Origin of the sequence: Azospirillum himalayense (assembly GCF_042657465.1) — a bacterium.
GTDB lineage: Bacteria > Pseudomonadota > Alphaproteobacteria > Azospirillales > Azospirillaceae > Azospirillum > Azospirillum himalayense.
Genome location: NZ_JBHSLC010000003.1, coordinates 114,100 through 128,877, shown reverse-complemented (window position 1 = coordinate 128,877; position 14,778 = coordinate 114,100). Strand labels below are relative to the sequence as shown.

The 14,778-nt window shown below is 70.3% G+C and carries 15 protein-coding genes; 12 read left to right on the top strand and 3 right to left on the bottom strand.

What is annotated here, in order from left to right; all coding sequences use genetic code 11:
* The first annotated feature begins 9 nt into the window (after positions 1–9).
* The gene (locus ACFPMG_RS01580; RefSeq protein ID WP_376993500.1) at positions 10–774 is read left to right on the top strand and encodes an amino acid ABC transporter ATP-binding protein; all 765 of its coding nucleotides are present in this window, start codon (positions 10–12) and stop codon (positions 772–774) included.
* A 7-nt stretch (positions 775–781) separates the two neighbouring features.
* Here ACFPMG_RS01580 and ACFPMG_RS01575 read toward each other — a convergent pair whose 3' ends face one another.
* The gene (locus ACFPMG_RS01575) at positions 782–1,687 is read right to left on the bottom strand and encodes a LysR substrate-binding domain-containing protein (protein ID WP_376993499.1); all 906 of its coding nucleotides are present in this window, start codon (positions 1,685–1,687) and stop codon (positions 782–784) included.
* Positions 1,688–1,847: 160 nt separating this feature from the next.
* Here ACFPMG_RS01575 and ACFPMG_RS01570 point away from each other — a divergent pair, with 160 nt between their 5' ends.
* The 11 genes from ACFPMG_RS01570 to ACFPMG_RS01520 all read left to right on the top strand — a co-directional run bounded on the left by ACFPMG_RS01570 (position 1,848) and on the right by ACFPMG_RS01520 (position 11,308).
* On the top strand, positions 1,848–2,882 hold the full coding sequence (locus tag ACFPMG_RS01570; RefSeq protein WP_376993498.1) for an ABC transporter substrate-binding protein: 1,035 nt from the start codon (positions 1,848–1,850) through the stop codon (positions 2,880–2,882).
* 67 nt (positions 2,883–2,949) lie between these two features.
* The gene (locus ACFPMG_RS01565) at positions 2,950–3,993 is read left to right on the top strand and encodes an ABC transporter ATP-binding protein (protein WP_040137500.1); all 1,044 of its coding nucleotides are present in this window, start codon (positions 2,950–2,952) and stop codon (positions 3,991–3,993) included.
* Positions 3,990–4,925 carry an ABC transporter permease gene (locus tag ACFPMG_RS01560; protein ID WP_376993497.1) on the top strand — a complete coding sequence of 312 codons (936 nt, stop codon included), beginning with the start codon at positions 3,990–3,992 and terminating at the stop codon, positions 4,923–4,925. Before ACFPMG_RS01565 ends, ACFPMG_RS01560 begins: the two co-directional genes overlap by 4 nt.
* Positions 4,922–5,722, top strand: a complete 801-nt coding sequence (locus ACFPMG_RS01555) for an ABC transporter permease (RefSeq protein WP_040137502.1) — start codon at positions 4,922–4,924, stop codon at positions 5,720–5,722. Before ACFPMG_RS01560 ends, ACFPMG_RS01555 begins: the two co-directional genes overlap by 4 nt.
* 8 nt (positions 5,723–5,730) lie before the next feature.
* Positions 5,731–6,864 (top strand): NAD(P)/FAD-dependent oxidoreductase, encoded by a 1,134-nt coding sequence (locus tag ACFPMG_RS01550; protein WP_376993496.1) that lies wholly within the window; start codon positions 5,731–5,733, stop codon positions 6,862–6,864.
* Entirely contained in the window at positions 6,845–7,141 is a 297-nt protein-coding gene (locus ACFPMG_RS01545; RefSeq protein WP_376993495.1) for a (2Fe-2S)-binding protein, read from the top strand. Before ACFPMG_RS01550 ends, ACFPMG_RS01545 begins: the two co-directional genes overlap by 20 nt.
* Positions 7,138–8,556: an FAD/NAD(P)-dependent oxidoreductase gene (locus tag ACFPMG_RS01540; protein WP_376993494.1), complete on the top strand. Its 1,419-nt coding sequence runs from the start codon at positions 7,138–7,140 to the stop codon at positions 8,554–8,556. Before ACFPMG_RS01545 ends, ACFPMG_RS01540 begins: the two co-directional genes overlap by 4 nt.
* Before the next feature lie 17 nt (positions 8,557–8,573).
* Positions 8,574–9,701, top strand: a complete 1,128-nt coding sequence (locus tag ACFPMG_RS01535) for an NAD(P)/FAD-dependent oxidoreductase (protein ID WP_376993493.1) — start codon at positions 8,574–8,576, stop codon at positions 9,699–9,701.
* A 38-nt stretch (positions 9,702–9,739) separates the two neighbouring features.
* Positions 9,740–10,102 carry a RidA family protein gene (locus ACFPMG_RS01530; protein WP_035680295.1) on the top strand — a complete coding sequence of 121 codons (363 nt, stop codon included), beginning with the start codon at positions 9,740–9,742 and terminating at the stop codon, positions 10,100–10,102.
* Positions 10,103–10,138: 36 nt separating this feature from the next.
* Positions 10,139–10,918, top strand: a complete 780-nt coding sequence (locus tag ACFPMG_RS01525; protein WP_376993492.1) for a transporter substrate-binding domain-containing protein — start codon at positions 10,139–10,141, stop codon at positions 10,916–10,918.
* 42 nt (positions 10,919–10,960) lie between these two features.
* Complete coding sequence (locus ACFPMG_RS01520) at positions 10,961–11,308, top strand: RidA family protein (RefSeq protein WP_376993491.1); 348 nt, start codon at positions 10,961–10,963, stop codon at positions 11,306–11,308.
* Between the two features lie 103 nt (positions 11,309–11,411).
* On the opposite strand, the gene ACFPMG_RS01515 is transcribed toward ACFPMG_RS01520, so the two are convergent.
* Positions 11,412–12,083 carry a TerC family protein gene (locus ACFPMG_RS01515; RefSeq protein ID WP_014199023.1) on the bottom strand — a complete coding sequence of 224 codons (672 nt, stop codon included), beginning with the start codon at positions 12,081–12,083 and terminating at the stop codon, positions 11,412–11,414.
* A gap of 276 nt (positions 12,084–12,359) precedes the next feature.
* On the bottom strand, positions 12,360–14,738 hold the full coding sequence (locus tag ACFPMG_RS01510) for a glycoside hydrolase family 31 protein (protein WP_376993490.1): 2,379 nt from the start codon (positions 14,736–14,738) through the stop codon (positions 12,360–12,362).
* Positions 14,739–14,778 lie beyond the last annotated feature (40 nt).

The window sequence follows — 14,778 nt, the reverse complement described above, 5'->3', positions numbered from 1 at the left end:
CCCCGTTCCATGAGCACCCCCAAAATCGAAGTCGCCGGGTTGAGGAAACAGTTCGGCGATCTGGTCGTCCTGCGCGACATCACCCTGACGGTCGATCCCGGCGCCGTCGTGGCGCTGATCGGTCCCTCGGGGTCGGGCAAGTCCACCCTGCTGCGCTGCCTGAACCTGCTGGTGGTGCCGAACGGCGGCCGGGTCCGCATCGGCGGCGACGCCTTCGACTTCGAAAAGGGAAAGGCGCTGCCCCGGCCCAAGGCGCAGGCGAAGTTCCGCTCCAACACCGGCATGGTGTTCCAGCACTTCAACCTGTTCCCGCACATGACCGTGCTCGGCAACGTGATGGAGGGGCCGGTCTCCGCCAAGAACATGCCGAAGGCGCAGGCCGAGGCCATCGGTCGCCGGCTGCTCGCCAAGGTCGGGCTGGCCGACAAGGCCGACGCCTATCCGGACCGGCTGTCCGGCGGGCAGAAGCAGCGCGTCGCCATCGCCCGCGCGCTGGCCATGGAGCCGGAGGTGATGCTGTTCGACGAGGCGACCTCCGCCCTCGACCCGGAGCTTGTGTCGGAGGTGCTGGGGGTGATGCGCGACCTCGCCGCCGAGGGCATGACGATGATCATCGTCACCCACGAGATCGCCTTCGCCCGCGAGGTCGCCGACCGCGTGATCTTCATGCGCGACGGCGTGATCGTCGAGGAGGGGCCGGCGCGCGACGTCATCGACCGGCCGCAGCAGGAGGCCACCCGCGCCTTCCTCAGCCACTTCCACACTAGGAGTTGACCCGGACTCACTCCTGCTCGGGCAGGCGGAAGGCGGCGACGGCGTCGCGGAACCCTCCCAGGAAGTCCTGGGCGAGGGTGGACAGCGACCGTTGCGCCGAATGCAGCACGGCCATTTCGAAGGTGATGGCTGGCTCGAAGGGGCGGATGGCGACGCCGCGCCCCGCATACTCCTGCGCCGTGAAGGGATCGACGATGGAGATCCCCGCCCCGGCGGCGACCATGGCGCAGGCGATCATGGTGAGTTGCGTCTCCACCCGCGTCGACCGGGCGACGCCATGCTCGGCGAACATCGCGTCGATGGAATAGCGCATCAGCGTGGCGGCGCCGAGCGCGATGAAGGCCTCGCCCGCGAAATCCTCCGGAACCAGCCGCTTGCGCGCGGCCAGCGGGTGGTTGCTCGGCACCACGGCGACCGCCCGCACCCGCGGCATCCGCTCGCACAGCACCGTTGCGTGTTCCACCGCCGACTGGCCGAAGCCCAGCTCGCACTGGCCGGCAGCCACCCAATCGAGCACCTGGGGGGAACTGCTGCCCCACAGCGACACGTCCACCCGCGGCCGCTCCTCAAGGAAGCGGGCGACGAAGCGCGGCAGGAAGCCGATGGCCATCGCCGGCATGGCGGCCACCCGCAGCGTGCCGGCCCGCCGCTCCTGGAGGTCGCGCGCCGCCTGCTCGATCCGCTCCAGCCCGACGAAGGACCGCTCCACCTCCTGATACAGCGTCATGGCCTCGCTGGTCGGCGCGATGCGCGAGCCGCGCCGCTCGAACAGCGTCAGCTTCAGCGCGTATTGCAGGTCGGCGATCAGGCGGCTGACCGCCGGCTGCGAGATGTTCAGAAGCTCCGCCGCCGCGGTGATCCCGCCGGTCAGCATGACGGCGCGGAACGCCTCGATCTGGCGGGGATTGAGCATTCCGGTGCGGTCCAAGGGTGTCAGATGCGTTGCAGCATAACATTCAGTTATAGACACCGCAAACAATTCGATTTGACGATTATGCCAGCGGGGCGCGACGCTCCGGGGGTGCGACAAAACGCGCACCGCTGGGAAACGAACCAGAACAGGAGAGGGACAGATGCGAGCGTTGGTGTACGGCCTGATGGCAACCGCCGCCCTGGGATGCGGCGCCGCGCAGGCGCAGCAGAAGACCCTGTATGTCGCCGCCTACGGCGGGTCCTTCGAACAGACGATGCGCAAGGACATCATCCCGGCCTTCGAAAGCAAGACGGGCGTGAAGGTCGAGTATGTCGCCGGCAACTCCACCGACAACCTCGCCAAGCTCCAGGCCCAGAAGGGGAACCAGCAGATCGACGTGGTGATCCTGGACGACGGTCCGATGTACCAGGCGGTGGCGCTGGGCTTCTGTACCGACATCGCCAAGGCGCCGGTCTACGACGACCTCTACGATCTGGCGAAGATCCCCTCGGGCAAGGCGGTCAGCGTCGGCGCGGTCGGCACCGGCATCGTCTACAACAAGAAGGTCTTCGACGAGAACGGCTGGGCCGCCCCCGCCTCCTGGAAGGACATCGAGGACGCCAAGTTCCGCAAGAAGCTGGTCGTCCCGCCGATCAACAACAGCTACGGCCTGCACGCGCTGGTGATGATGGCGCGGCTCGACGGCGGCGGCGAGAAGAACATCGATCCCGGCTTCAAGGCCTTCAAGGACAAGGTGAACCCGAACGTGCTCGCCTACGAGCCGTCGCCGGGCAAGATGACCGAGCTGTTCCAGAGCGGGCAGGCCACCGTCGCCGTCTGGGGCTCGGGCCGCGCCAAGGCGCTGGCCGACACCGGCTTCCCCGCCGCCTTCGTCTACCCGAAGGAGGGCGGCATCGTGCTGGCCTCGGCGGCCTGCGCCATCACCGGCAGCAAGCAGGCGGCGGAGGCCCAGCAGTTCATCCAGCACATGCTGTCGCCCGAGGTGCAGACCGTGATGGCGACCGGCGCCGGCTTCGGCCCGGTCAACAAGACGGTCACCCTGACCGCCGACCAGCAGGTGGGCATCCCCTACGGCCCCGAGCAGATGGGCAAGCTGCTGGTGGTCGACTGGGACACCATCAACGCCAACCGCGAGGCCTGGAACAAGCGCTGGACCCGCGAGATCGAGCGCTGACCGCAACCCCCGGCCCGCACCCGCGGCGGGCCGGAGTTTTCCAGGCTCCTTGGTGGGAGACGACGCCATGCCTTACCTTGTCCTCGACCGGCTGACCAAGCGGTTCGGCCCCTGGGTCGCCGTCGACAACCTGTCCCTGACGGTGGAGAAGGGGGAGCTGGTCTCGCTGCTCGGCCCGTCGGGCTGCGGCAAGACCACGACGCTCCAGATGATCGCCGGCTTCCTCGACCCCAGCGCCGGGCGCGTCACGCTGGACGGCGCCGACCTGCTGGCCAAGAAGCCCAACGAACGCGGGCTCGGCATCGTCTTCCAGAGCTACGCCCTGTTCCCGCACATGACGGCGGCGGAGAACGTCGCCTTCGGGCTGGAGATGCGCGGCATCCCGCGCGCCGACCGCGACCGCATGGTGCGCGACGCGCTCCAGCTCGTCGGGCTGGGGGCCTTCGGCGACCGCTACCCGCGGCGCATGTCCGGCGGCCAGCAGCAGCGCGTGGCGTTGGCCCGCGCCATGGTCATCAAGCCGAGCCTGCTGCTGCTCGACGAGCCGCTGTCCAACCTCGACGCCAAGATGCGCGAGGAGATGCAGATCGAGCTGCGGCGCATCCAGCGCAGCGTCGGCACCACCATGATCCTTGTCACCCATGATCAGGCGGAGGCGATGGCCCTGTCCGACCGGGTGGTCATCATGAACAAGGGCCGGGTCGAGCAGGTCGCCGCCCCGCAGGACGCCTACGACAACCCGGCCAGCGCCTTCGTCGCCAACTTCCTCGGCCGCACCAACCTGCTCCAGGGCGTGGTGCGCCGCGACGGCGCCGGGCGGCGGATCGACGTCGCCGGCACCGCGTGGCCGGTCGCGGCGGAGGTGCCGGACGGCCCCGGCCTGCTGACCGTGCGGCCGGAGAAGGTCCGCTTCGTGGACGGCGCCGGCGTGCCGGGCCTCGTCCGGGCGCGGGTCTTCCAGGGCACCCAATGGCTGTTCGAAATCCGCACGGAGGCCGGCGACCTGACGGTGATCCGCCAGCACGACGGCCAGACCCTGCCGGCGGAGAACGAGCCGGTCATGCTCGGCTGGCGGGCGGAGGACATGCGCGTGATGGCGGGTGAGGCATGACCGCCGTGGACGCTCATAAATCCCTGGTCGATACCCCGGCCGTGGGCACGGCGGCCGATACCCCGCCGCCGCGGCCGGAGCGGCGTCCGCTGGCGCCCTACCTGCTCAGCCTGCCGGCGCTGGCGCTGTTCGCCGTGCTGCTGCTGGTGCCGCTGGTCATGACCGGGCTGCTGTCGCTGAACAGCTTCGGATTCTACACCGGCATCCAGGACGTCTGGCAGCTCGGCAACTACATCGACATCGTCACCGACGACTATTTCCACGAAATCTTCCTGCGCACCTTCCGCATCGCCGTGGTGGTGACTCTGCTCTGCGCCGTGCTCGGCGCGCCGGAGGCCTACATCCTGCGGCGCATGCGGTCGCCCTGGCGCGGCCTGTGCCTGCTGATCGTTCTGGGGCCGCTGCTGATCTCCGTGGTGTCGCGCACGCTCGGCTGGGCGCTGCTGTTCGGCTCCACCGGCATCATCAACACGGGGCTGCTGGCGGTCGGTCTGATCGCGACGCCGATCGAGTTCATGTACACCGAGACCGGCGTCATCATCGCCCTGACCCATGTGCTGGTACCCTTCATGGTGTTGTCGGTCTGGGCGTCGCTGCAGCGGCTGGACCCGCAGGTCGAGAACGCCGCGCTGTCGCTGGGGGCCAAGCCCTTCACCGTGCTGCGCCGGGTGGTGCTGCCGCAGGTGGTGCCGGGCATCCTGTCGGGCTCGATCATCGTCTTCGCGCTGGCCGCCAGCGCCTTCGCCACCCCGGCGATCATCGGCGGGCGGCGGCTGAAGGTGGCGGCGACGCTGGCCTACGACGAGTTCCTGAACACGCTGAACTGGCCGCTGGGCGCCGCCATCGCGATCCTTCTGCTGCTCGCCAACATCGTGATCATCGTCGGCTGCAACCGGCTGGTCGAACGTCGCTACAAGCAGGTGTTCGAATGAACCGCAACGGCCCCGTCGCCCTGGTCTTCCACACGCTGTTCCTGGCCTTCCTGCTGGCGCCGATCCTGGTCGTCTGCGTGGTCGCCTTCACCTCGCAGGGCTATCTGTCGCTGCCGACCGAGGGGCTGTCGCTGCGCTGGTTCAAGGCCATCGGCGACAACCCGGAATTCGCGCGGGCCTTCCGCGACAGCCTGCTGCTGGGGGCGGTCAGCTCCACCATCGCGGTGGCCTTCTCGGTCCCGGCGGCGCTGGCCATCGCCCGCCACCAGTTCCGCGGGCGCGAGGCGATCACCGCGCTGTTCCTGTCGCCGCTGATGGTGCCGCACATCGTGCTGGGCATCGCCTTCCTGCGCTTCTTCACGCAGATCGGGCTGGGCGGCACCTTCGCCGGGCTGGTGCTGAGCCATGTGGTCATCATCCTGCCCTTCGCGCTGCGGCTGATCCTGGCGGCCTCCACCGGGATGGACCGCTCCATCGAGAACGCCGCGGCCTCGCTCGGCGCCACCTCCTGGACGACCTTCCGGCGGGTGACGCTGCCGCTGATCCTGCCGGGCGTGGCGAGCGGCTGGGTGCTGGCCTTCATCAACAGCTTCGACGAGGTGACGATGACCGTCTTCATCGCCTCGCCCGAGACGACGACGCTGCCGGTGCGTCTCTTCCTCTACATCCAGGACAACATCGACCCTCTGGTCGCCGCGGTGTCCGCCTCGCTGATCTTCATGACGGTGGCGGCGATGCTGGTGCTCGACCGGCTCTACGGGCTTGAGCGGCTGCTGGTCGGCCGCGGACAGGAGTGAGCGTCACCATGACCGAGTTAACGAGGTCCGACTGCGACGTCGCCGTGATCGGCGGCGGGCTGGTCGGGTCGGCCATCGCCTGGGGCCTCGCCCAGCAGGGGCAGACGGTCGCCGTCCTCGACGAGGGGGACGTCGCCGTCCGCCCGTCGCGCGGAAACTTCGCCCTGGTCTGGGTGCAAGGCAAGGGGCTGGGCCTGCCGGAATACGCCGGCTGGACCAAGATGTCCTCCGACACCTGGACCGGCTTCGCCGAGCGGCTTCAGGAGCAGACCGGGATCGACGTCTGCTACCGCCGGCCGGGCGGCTTCCTGCCCCTGCTGTCGGAGGAGGAGATGGAGCGGCGCGCCGGCCAGCTCCGCCGCCTGCACAACCAGCCGAACGTCGTCCGCTACGACTATGAGATGATGGACCGCGCCGCCGTGGCGAAGGAGATGCCCTTCATCGGCAAGGACGTGGTCGGGGCGAGCTACTGCCCGCTCGACGGCCATTGCAACTCGCTGAAGCTGCTGCGCGCGCTGCACACCGGGATGAGCCTCTCCGGGGTCTCCTATCTGCCGCATCACCGGGTGGAGCGGATCGAGCCGCGCGACGGCGGGTTCCGCATGGTCACCGCCTCGGGGGACGAGGTGCGGTCGGGCAAGGTGGTCATCGCCGCCGGCCACGACGCGCGCCGGCTGGCCCCCATGGTCGGGCTCGACGCCCCGGTGCGGCCGGAGCGCGGCCACATCATCGTGACGGAGAAGACCGCCCCCTTCCTGAACTTCCCGGTCGGCTTCATTCGCCAGACCGACGAGGGCGGGGTGATGATCGGCGACAGCTTCGAGGACGTCGGGCTGGACACCACCGTGCGCAACGGCGTCACCTCGACCATCGCCGACCGCGCGCTGCGCATCTTCCCGCTGCTCGGCAAGCTGAACGTGGTGCGGACCTGGGCGGCGCTGCGCGTGCTGACCCCGGACGGCTTCCCGATCTACGAGCAGTCCACCACCATGCCCGGCGCCTTCGTCGCCACCTGCCACAGCGGCGTGACGCTCGCCGCCAACCACGCGCTGGCGCTGGCGCCGCACATCGCCGCCGGCACCCTGCCCGACGAATTCTCGGCCTTCAGCGCCCGGAGGTTCCATGTTCCAGCGGTTGCCTGACGCGGGCGGAGAGCGCGTCTCCTTCACCATCGACGGCCGGCCGGCCGAGGCGCTGTCCGGCGACAGCGTCGCCGCCGCCCTGATCGCCAACGGGGTCGGCGCCTGCCGGACCACCCCGGTGTCCGGCGCGCCGCGCGGCCCCTACTGCATGATGGGCGTGTGCTTCGACTGTCTGGTGACCATCGACGGCACCGGCAACCAGCAGGGCTGCCAGATCCGCGTCCGTTCCGGCATGCGGGTGGAGACCCAGAACGGCAAGCGGGAGATCGACCGGTGACCGACCTGAAGCCTCGTTACGATCTGGCGGTGATCGGCGCCGGCCCGGCCGGCCTCGCCGCGGCCACGCTGGCCGCCAAGCGCGGCCTGTCCACCGTCCTGCTGGACGAGCAGGCGGCCCCCGGCGGCCAGATCTACCGCGCCATCACCCGCTCGCCGGTGAGGAATCCCAGCGTCCTCGGGACCGACTACTGGCACGGCGCCGATCTGGTCGGGCCGTTCCGCGACAGCGGCGCCGATTACCTGCCCGGTGCCGCGGTGTGGAGCGTCTCGCGCACGCTCGACATCGGCCTGTCGCGCGACGGTGCGGCGCGAATCCTGCCGGCGCGGCACGTCATCCTGGCGACCGGTGCGCTGGAGCGGCCCTTCCCGGTCCCCGGCTGGACGCTGCCGGGCGTGATGGGGGCGGGGGCGGCGCAGATCCTGCTGAAGACCTCCGGCCTCGTCGCCTCGGGCAACGTGGTCATGGCCGGCAGCGGGCCGCTGCTCTGGCTGCTCGCCTGGCAGTATCTGCGGGCCGGCGCGCGCATCGACGCGATCCTCGACACCACGCCGCGGGAGAACTGGCGGCAGGCCATGCCGCTCCTGCCGGCCTTCTCCCGCTCCGGCTATGTCGGCAAGGGGCTGAAGCTGCTGCTGGAGGTCCGCCGCAAGGTCAAGGTGATCGGCAACGTCTCCGCCCTGCGCGCCGAGGGCGACGGGCGGGTGCAGTCGGTCGTCTACCGTCAGGGGAACGGCGCCGAGCAGCGCCTTCCGGCCGACACGCTCCTGCTGCACCACGGGGTGATCCCCAACATCAACCTCGCCAACGCCATCGGCTGCGCCCAGTCCTGGGACGAGGCGCAGCGCTGCTGGGTGCCGGACGTCGACGGCTGGGGCGCCACGTCGGTGGAGGGAGTCGCCATCGCCGGCGACGGGGCCGGCATCGGCGGCGCGATGGCGGCGGAGCACCGCGGCCGGCTGACGGCGCTGGACGCCCTGCACCGGCTGGGCGCCATCGACCGCGCCACCCGCGACCGCGACGCCGCCCCGCACCGCGAGGCGCTGGACCGGGCGCTGCGCGGCCGCGACTTCCTCGACGCGCTCTACCGGCCAAGTCAGGAGTTCCGCGTCCCCGCCGACGACACCATCGTCTGCCGCTGCGAGGAGGTGACGGCGGGGCAGGTGCGCGACGCCGTGAAGCTGGGCGTCAGCGGGCCGAACCAGACCAAGTCCTTCCTGCGCTGCGGCATGGGGCCGTGCCAGGGGCGGCTGTGCGGCCCGACCGTGGTCGAAGTCATCGCCGACGCCCGCGGCGTCTCCCCGGCGGAGGTCGGCTATTACCGGCTGCGCCCGCCGGTGAAGCCGATCACGCTGGCCGAACTCGCCTCGCTGCCCAAGGCCGAGGACGAGGTGGCCGCCGTGATGCACCACTGACGGGGCAGGGGGACGCCATGTCGGAGCCGGACGTCATCATCGTCGGGGGCGGCCTGCACGGCTGCTCCACCGCGCTTCACCTCGCCATGCGCGGGGTCCGGGCGCTGGTGCTGGAGAAGGACCACATCGGCCGCCACGCCTCCGGCGTGAACGCCGGCGGGGTGCGCCAGCTCGGCCGCCATGCCGCGGAGGTGCCGCTGTCCGTCGCCTCGATGGCGCTGTGGCACGGCATCCGCGACCTCGTGGACGACGATTGCGGCTTCGAAAGCCACGGCCAGCTCAAGGTCGCGGAGACCGAGGCGGAGCTGGACTCCTGCCGCGAGCGGGCGGCCCAGCTCACGGCGCTCGGCTTCACGCACGAGGAGGTGGTGGATCAGGCGGAGTTGCGCCGCCTCGTCCCGTCCATCGCGGAGCATTGCGTTGGCGCGCTGGTGTCGCGCCGCGACGGGGCGGCCATCCCCTACCGCACGACCTTCGCCTTCAAGCGCAAGGCGGAGAGCCTGGGTGCCCGTTTCCACGAGGGGGAGGCGGTGGCGCGGATTGCCCGCTCGGGCCGCAACTGGCGGGTGGAGACGGCGGACGGCGTGGCGCACGAGGCGCCGGTGCTGGTCAACTGCGCCGGGGCCTGGGCCGACCGGCTGGCCGCCCAGCTCGGCGAGCCGGTGCCGCTGGAGGTCATCGCGCCCATGCTGATGATCACCGCCCGCGTGCCGCCCTTCCTGAAGCCGGTGGTCGGGGCGACGGGCCGCACCCTGTCCTTCAAGCAGTTTCCCAACGGGACCGTGCTGATCGGCGGCGGGCTGTTGGGCCGGGCCTACCGCGACGAGAACCGGACGGACCTGGACTTCGCCAACGTCACCACCAACGCCCGCACGGTCTGGGACCTGTTCCCGATCATGCGCAGCGCCACCATCGTCCGCGCCTGGGCGGGGATCGAGGCGCGGATGCCCGACGATATCCCGGTGATCGGCCCCAGCGGCACGGAGGAAGGGGTGTTCCACGCCTTCGGTTTCTCCGCCCACGGCTTCCAGCTCGGCCCCATCGTCGGGCGGATCACCGCCGACCTCATCACCCGCGGGGCGAGCGACCTGCCCATCGACGCCTTCCGCATCCAGCGATTCCGCCATACGGCGGCCGCCGCGTGACCGCTCCGGCGGAGCGGCCTTTTCAGGAGACCCACGTTTTGACGATTCAGCGTTTCGATTGCGGCCCGCGGATGAGCGAGATGGTCGTTCATAACGGCACCGTCTATCTGTGCGGCCAGATCGCCGATTTCGAGGCGATGGGCGGCGTCACCCACGACGTGACGGCGCAGACCCGCGACGTGCTGCGCCAGATCGACGTTCTGCTGGAGCGCGCCGGCACGGACAAGAGCCGGCTGCTGACCGCCACCGTCTATCTCGCCGACATGGCCGGCTTCGCGGCGATGAACGCGGCCTGGGACGCCTGGGTGGACCGCGCCAACGCCCCGGCCCGCGCGACCGTCGAGGCCAAGCTCGCCGACCCCGACCTGCTGGTCGAGATCCAGGTGATCGCCGCCCTCTGATCGGCTCCTACCGATTTACCAAACCGGAGTTTTTCCATGAAACGTCTGGCCCTTGGGCTGGCGATGAGCCTGTGTGCCCTCGCGGCGGCCGTCCCCTCGGACTCGCGGGCAGACGGTCCGCCGCTGCGCATCGCGACGGAGGGCGCCTACCCGCCCTTCAACATGACCGCCCCCGACGGCACGCTCGGCGGGCTGGAGGTGGAGCTGGCCAACGCGCTGTGCGAGCGCATGAAGCGGCGCTGCACCCTGGTCGCCCAGGACTGGGACGGCATCATCCCCGGCCTGCTGTCGCGCCGCTACGACGCGATCATGGCGACCATGAACATCACGCCGGAGCGCGCGAAGGCCATCGCCTTCTCCGTTCCCTACATGGTCGTGCCGGCCTATTTCGTGGCGGCCACCGGCGGCGGCATCGACGGGACCGAGGCCACCCTGGCCGGCAAGTCGGTCGGCGCCCAGACCTCGACCACCCATTACCGCTACGTCGAGAAGCACTTCGGCAAGACCGTCTCGCTGAAGAACTACGACACCGCGTCGAATCTGCTGGCCGACCTAAAGAGCGGGCGCATCGACGCCGCCATCACCACCGGCGCCACCGCGTCCGACTGGGTGAAGGCCGACGCCTCGAAGTCGCTCCAGCTCGTCGGCAAGCCGCTGGTCGACGCCGAGGTGTTCGGCCCCGGCGTGGGCGTCGGCCTGCGCAAGGAGGACGCGGACCTCAAGGCCGCCTTCGACGCCGCCATCGCGTCGGTCGTTCAGGACGGCACGCTGGCCCGCATCGCCGCCAAATACGTCGATTTCACCGTCATCCCCTGACCAACAACCGTACCGATACAAACCAAAATTGGGAGAGTTCTCGTGATCAAGCGCGTTGAGAAGACCAAGATCATGCACCGCGTCGTCGTCAGCAACGGCATCGCCTTCCTCGGCGGCATCATCGCCGACGACGTCAGCGTCGGCATGCAGGAGCAGACCGCCCAGATTTGCCGGAAGCTCGACACCGTGCTCGCCATGGCCGGCACGGACAAGACGAAGCTGCTGTCCGCCCAGCTCTTCATCACCGACATGAAGGCCAAGGACGGCATGAACGCCGCGTGGCTGGAGTGGCTGAACGGCGACGACCTGCCGGCCCGCGCCACCATCGGCGTCGCCGACCTGGGCGACCCGTCGATCCTGATCGAGGTCGTGGTGACTGCGGCCGTTTAACCAGTCCCAAACGAACGGGGGGCGCCCGGCACCGTCATGGTGCGGCGGGCGCCCCCGGTCAACGAGCCCGACCGCGAGCGGCGGCCGGCCTCACGCCATGTCCTCAGGCCATGTGGCGGAGGACTTCGTTGCTGCCGCGCCAGATCATGTCGAGCGCGACGTAGGAGATGATGGCGAGGCCGACCCAGCCGATCCAGCGGTGCTTGTGCAGCACATGCGCGATCATGTTGGCGGCGGCACCCATCAGAACGACCGACAGGACCAGACCGATCACCAGGATGGTCGGGTGTTCCTTGGCGGCGCCGGCCACCGCCAGAACGTTGTCGAGCGACATCGACACGTCGGCCACCACGATCTGCCAGATGGCAGCACCGAAGGTGGTCGCTCCGGCCGCCGCGACGGCGGCGTTGCCCGCCACGCCAGCGGTGACGGTGCCCGAGGGATCGGGCGCGTCCATCGCCTCGTCGGGGGCGATCTCGTCGGCGCCGTGGCTGCGCAGCTCGCGGAACATCTTCCAGCACACCCACAGCAGCAGGACGCCGCCCGCCAGGGTCAGGCCGATGATGGCGAGGAGCTGGGTGGTGATGAGGGCGAAGAACACGCGCAGCCCCATGGCGGCGGCGATTCCCCAGAAGATGACCTTGCGGCGCTGGGCCAGCGGCACCGCCGCGGCGGCCATGCCGACCACGATGGCGTTGTCGCCGGCCAGAACGAGGTCGATGGCGATGACTTGAAGCAGCGCGGCAAGCGCTTCGGCTGTGAACAGATCGGTCATGCGGTGCCTTCCTCTAGCATAGGGCAAGAGAGCAGCACCCACGGGCGGGACCAGGCACACGGCAGAAACGCTGCCGGCAGGGGCGGGCGGGGGCCACTCTGTATGTCTCCAGTCCGACATCACAGTTCAGGGAACTGTCAGAGGGGCCCGGCCTGGTAAGCCGGTCTTTATACCAACACGCCGGATTCCACCACTTCGGTTTCGCCGGGGCGGCCATGCGATCCTGTGTGGGGTGGAGCGGCACGCCCTTGGACGTGGGCGTGCCGTTTGATCCGGTCAGAGGGGCAGGCTGCCGACCGGCGTACCGTCCGCCGCCTCGATGGACAGGGAGGTCCAGCGCGGCGCCCGGCCGCCGCTGCGGCTCACCGACAGCGCGGCCGCGTCCGTGCCAGTGATGGTCAGCAGGCAGACGGACTCGTCGCGGCACACGCTCTCCCCGTCGTCGTCGAAAAGGGTCAGCGGGGCATAGCCCTCCGGTCCGGGGAAGCAGCGGACGGTCAGCGGACCCTCGGCCCAGGACGGGGCGGGGCCGAGCGGCAACAGCGTGCCGGCCCGGACGAAGGCCGGGGACACGCCCAGCGGCGCCGCCACGGTGACCCGTCCGCCGCCGTCGTAACGCCGCCCGTCGCGCAGGTCGTACCAGCCGCCGGGCACTGCCGGCAGCCAGACCTCCAGCTCCGTCCGGCCGGGGTCGAGGACCGGGGCGACGAGCAGCCGGTCGCCGACCATGGTGCTGTCCTCCTCCCCGTAGGCTTCGGGCTGGTCGGGGAAGTCGTAGAACAGCGGCCGCATCACCGGGTCATGGTCGCGGTGCGCCCGCCACAGCAGCGTGTAGAGCAGCGGCACCAGCCGCTCCCGCCAATCCAGCGCGGCCTTCACCTGCGGCAGCAGCTCCGGGTAGGTCCAGGGCTCGGTGACGCTGCCGTCGTCGTTCCAGGAATGGATGGTGAAGCGCGGCCACCACACCGCCTGCTCGATCCAGCGCATCAGCAGCTCCGGCTCCGGCCGGGGACCGGCGAAGCCGCCGACGTCGTGGCCGTAGTCGAACAGGCCCGACAGGCTGAAGCCGTGGCCCATGCGCAGGTTCCAGCGCAGCGTCTTCCAGCTCGTCCGGTTGTCGCCCGACCAGGTCTGCACATAGCGCTGAAGGCCCGGCCCGCCGGAGCGCGAGATCAGGTAGGGGCGCTTGTCCGGTGCGTGCGCCACCTGGGCGAGGTGCGAGGCGCGGATCATCAGGTGGGTCTGCACCGGGCGCAGCGTCGCCATCGTGCCGCCATGGCCGTTGACGTCGCAGACCGCCGCGTCGTCCCAGATCTCGAACTCGTTGTTGTCGTTCCAGGTCGAGCCGATGCCGCGCTCCAGCAGTTCCTTCGTGACGTTCGCCATCCACCAGCGCGTGGTCGCCGGGTTGGTGAAGTCGAGATAGGCGCCGTCGCCGCCCCAGAACTGGGTGATCTGCGGGCTGTCCGGAGCGTCGCTGTCGCGCACGAAGCCGCCGAAGCCCTGGACCTCGGCGAATTTCGGATGGTCGCCGAGCAGCGCCGGCTTGATGTTGGCGACGAGATGGACGCCGGCCTCGGCGAACTTGGCGGTGACCGCCTCCGGCTCGGGGAACTTGTCGCGGTTCCAGTGGAAGACGTAGCGCTTGTCGCCGATCATCGTGTAGCCGGACGACATCTGGAACGACCCGCAGGGCAGGCCGTGCTCCTTCAGCGCGTCGAGGAAGCCGAGCAGCCGCACCCCGGCGTCCGGCGCGTCGGTGTACTGCATGGTCGAGCCGGAATAGCTGATCGCCCAGCGCGGCCGGAAGGAGGTGCGGCCGGTCAGGGCGGTGAAGTTCGCCACGACCTGCGGCACGCTCGGCCCGAACAGGACGTAGCAGTCGAGGTCGCCGTCCGACGCCTCGAACCGGATGAAGTCGCCGTGGTAGGCGTCGATGGTCTGGCCGAGGTCGAAGAGGCCGCGCGACAGGTTGTCGTAGAAGACGCCGACCGCCGCCCCATCGCGCTCCGGCCGCACGCTGAGGCAGAAGGGGATGTGCTTGTAGAGCGGGTCGCTCGTCTCCGCGTCGTAGCCGAGCGCGTCGGTCGTTCCCATGGCAAGGCGCCGTCCGCGCTTGTCGGTGCCGCCGCTCTTGTCGCCGAAGCCGTGATAGCGCTCCCCGGCGTGGCTGACCAGATGGTGGGCGAAGCGGGGGGAGCGGTCGTCGAACAGGTAGGGCTGCGTCGGCCGGTCGGCGAGGACGAGGCGCCAGCCGTCGCCCTCCGCCGCCGGCTCGTACCAGCGCAGCGCCAGGGGCGCGCGCTGGACCACGACGCGCCAGCCGGGGGTGGTGACGGTGACGCTGTCGGCGCTTTCCTCGACCGCCGCCGGGGTGCCGGGGAAACCGGTCAGGTCGCGGCGGTCCCGCCCGTCGATGGGGTCGGCCAGGGCGGGGTCGGTCTGGCTCGACAGCTCGGGCGCCAGCGACCAGGTGCGCGGCGCGCGCAGTCCGGCCGGCCGCTCGATGAGGACGCGCGCCAGCGCGGGCCCCAGCGGGAACAGGGTCAGGCGGTAGCCGCGGTCGAGGTCGAAGGCGATCCCCTGGGGGCTGGCTTCTCCCCCATCGCGGGACGGGGCGGGCGCAACGAGGGAGGCGCCGGTCAGCGTGCGCATGGCGCGTGAACTCCTGACGTCATGAGACCTGAAATTGGAA

Excerpts from the sequence above, each read along its gene's own strand:
- ACFPMG_RS01535 (WP_376993493.1), top strand. The coding sequence starts at position 8,574 with ATGTCGGAGCCGGACGTCATCATCGTCGGGGGCGGCCTGCACGGCTGC.
- ACFPMG_RS01550 (WP_376993496.1), top strand. The coding sequence starts at position 5,731 with ATGACCGAGTTAACGAGGTCCGACTGCGACGTCGCCGTGATCGGCGGC.
- ACFPMG_RS01570 (WP_376993498.1), top strand. The coding sequence starts at position 1,848 with ATGCGAGCGTTGGTGTACGGCCTGATGGCAACCGCCGCCCTGGGATGC.
- ACFPMG_RS01575 (WP_376993499.1), bottom strand. The coding sequence starts at position 1,687 with ATGCTCAATCCCCGCCAGATCGAGGCGTTCCGCGCCGTCATGCTGACC.
- ACFPMG_RS01515 (WP_014199023.1), bottom strand. The coding sequence starts at position 12,083 with ATGACCGATCTGTTCACAGCCGAAGCGCTTGCCGCGCTGCTTCAAGTC.
- ACFPMG_RS01545 (WP_376993495.1), top strand. The coding sequence starts at position 6,845 with ATGTTCCAGCGGTTGCCTGACGCGGGCGGAGAGCGCGTCTCCTTCACC.
- ACFPMG_RS01560 (WP_376993497.1), top strand. The coding sequence starts at position 3,990 with ATGACCGCCGTGGACGCTCATAAATCCCTGGTCGATACCCCGGCCGTG.
- ACFPMG_RS01580 (WP_376993500.1), top strand. The coding sequence starts at position 10 with ATGAGCACCCCCAAAATCGAAGTCGCCGGGTTGAGGAAACAGTTCGGC.
- ACFPMG_RS01525 (WP_376993492.1), top strand. The coding sequence starts at position 10,139 with ATGAAACGTCTGGCCCTTGGGCTGGCGATGAGCCTGTGTGCCCTCGCG.
- ACFPMG_RS01565 (WP_040137500.1), top strand. The coding sequence starts at position 2,950 with ATGCCTTACCTTGTCCTCGACCGGCTGACCAAGCGGTTCGGCCCCTGG.
- ACFPMG_RS01555 (WP_040137502.1), top strand. The coding sequence starts at position 4,922 with ATGAACCGCAACGGCCCCGTCGCCCTGGTCTTCCACACGCTGTTCCTG.
- ACFPMG_RS01510 (WP_376993490.1), bottom strand. The coding sequence starts at position 14,738 with ATGCGCACGCTGACCGGCGCCTCCCTCGTTGCGCCCGCCCCGTCCCGC.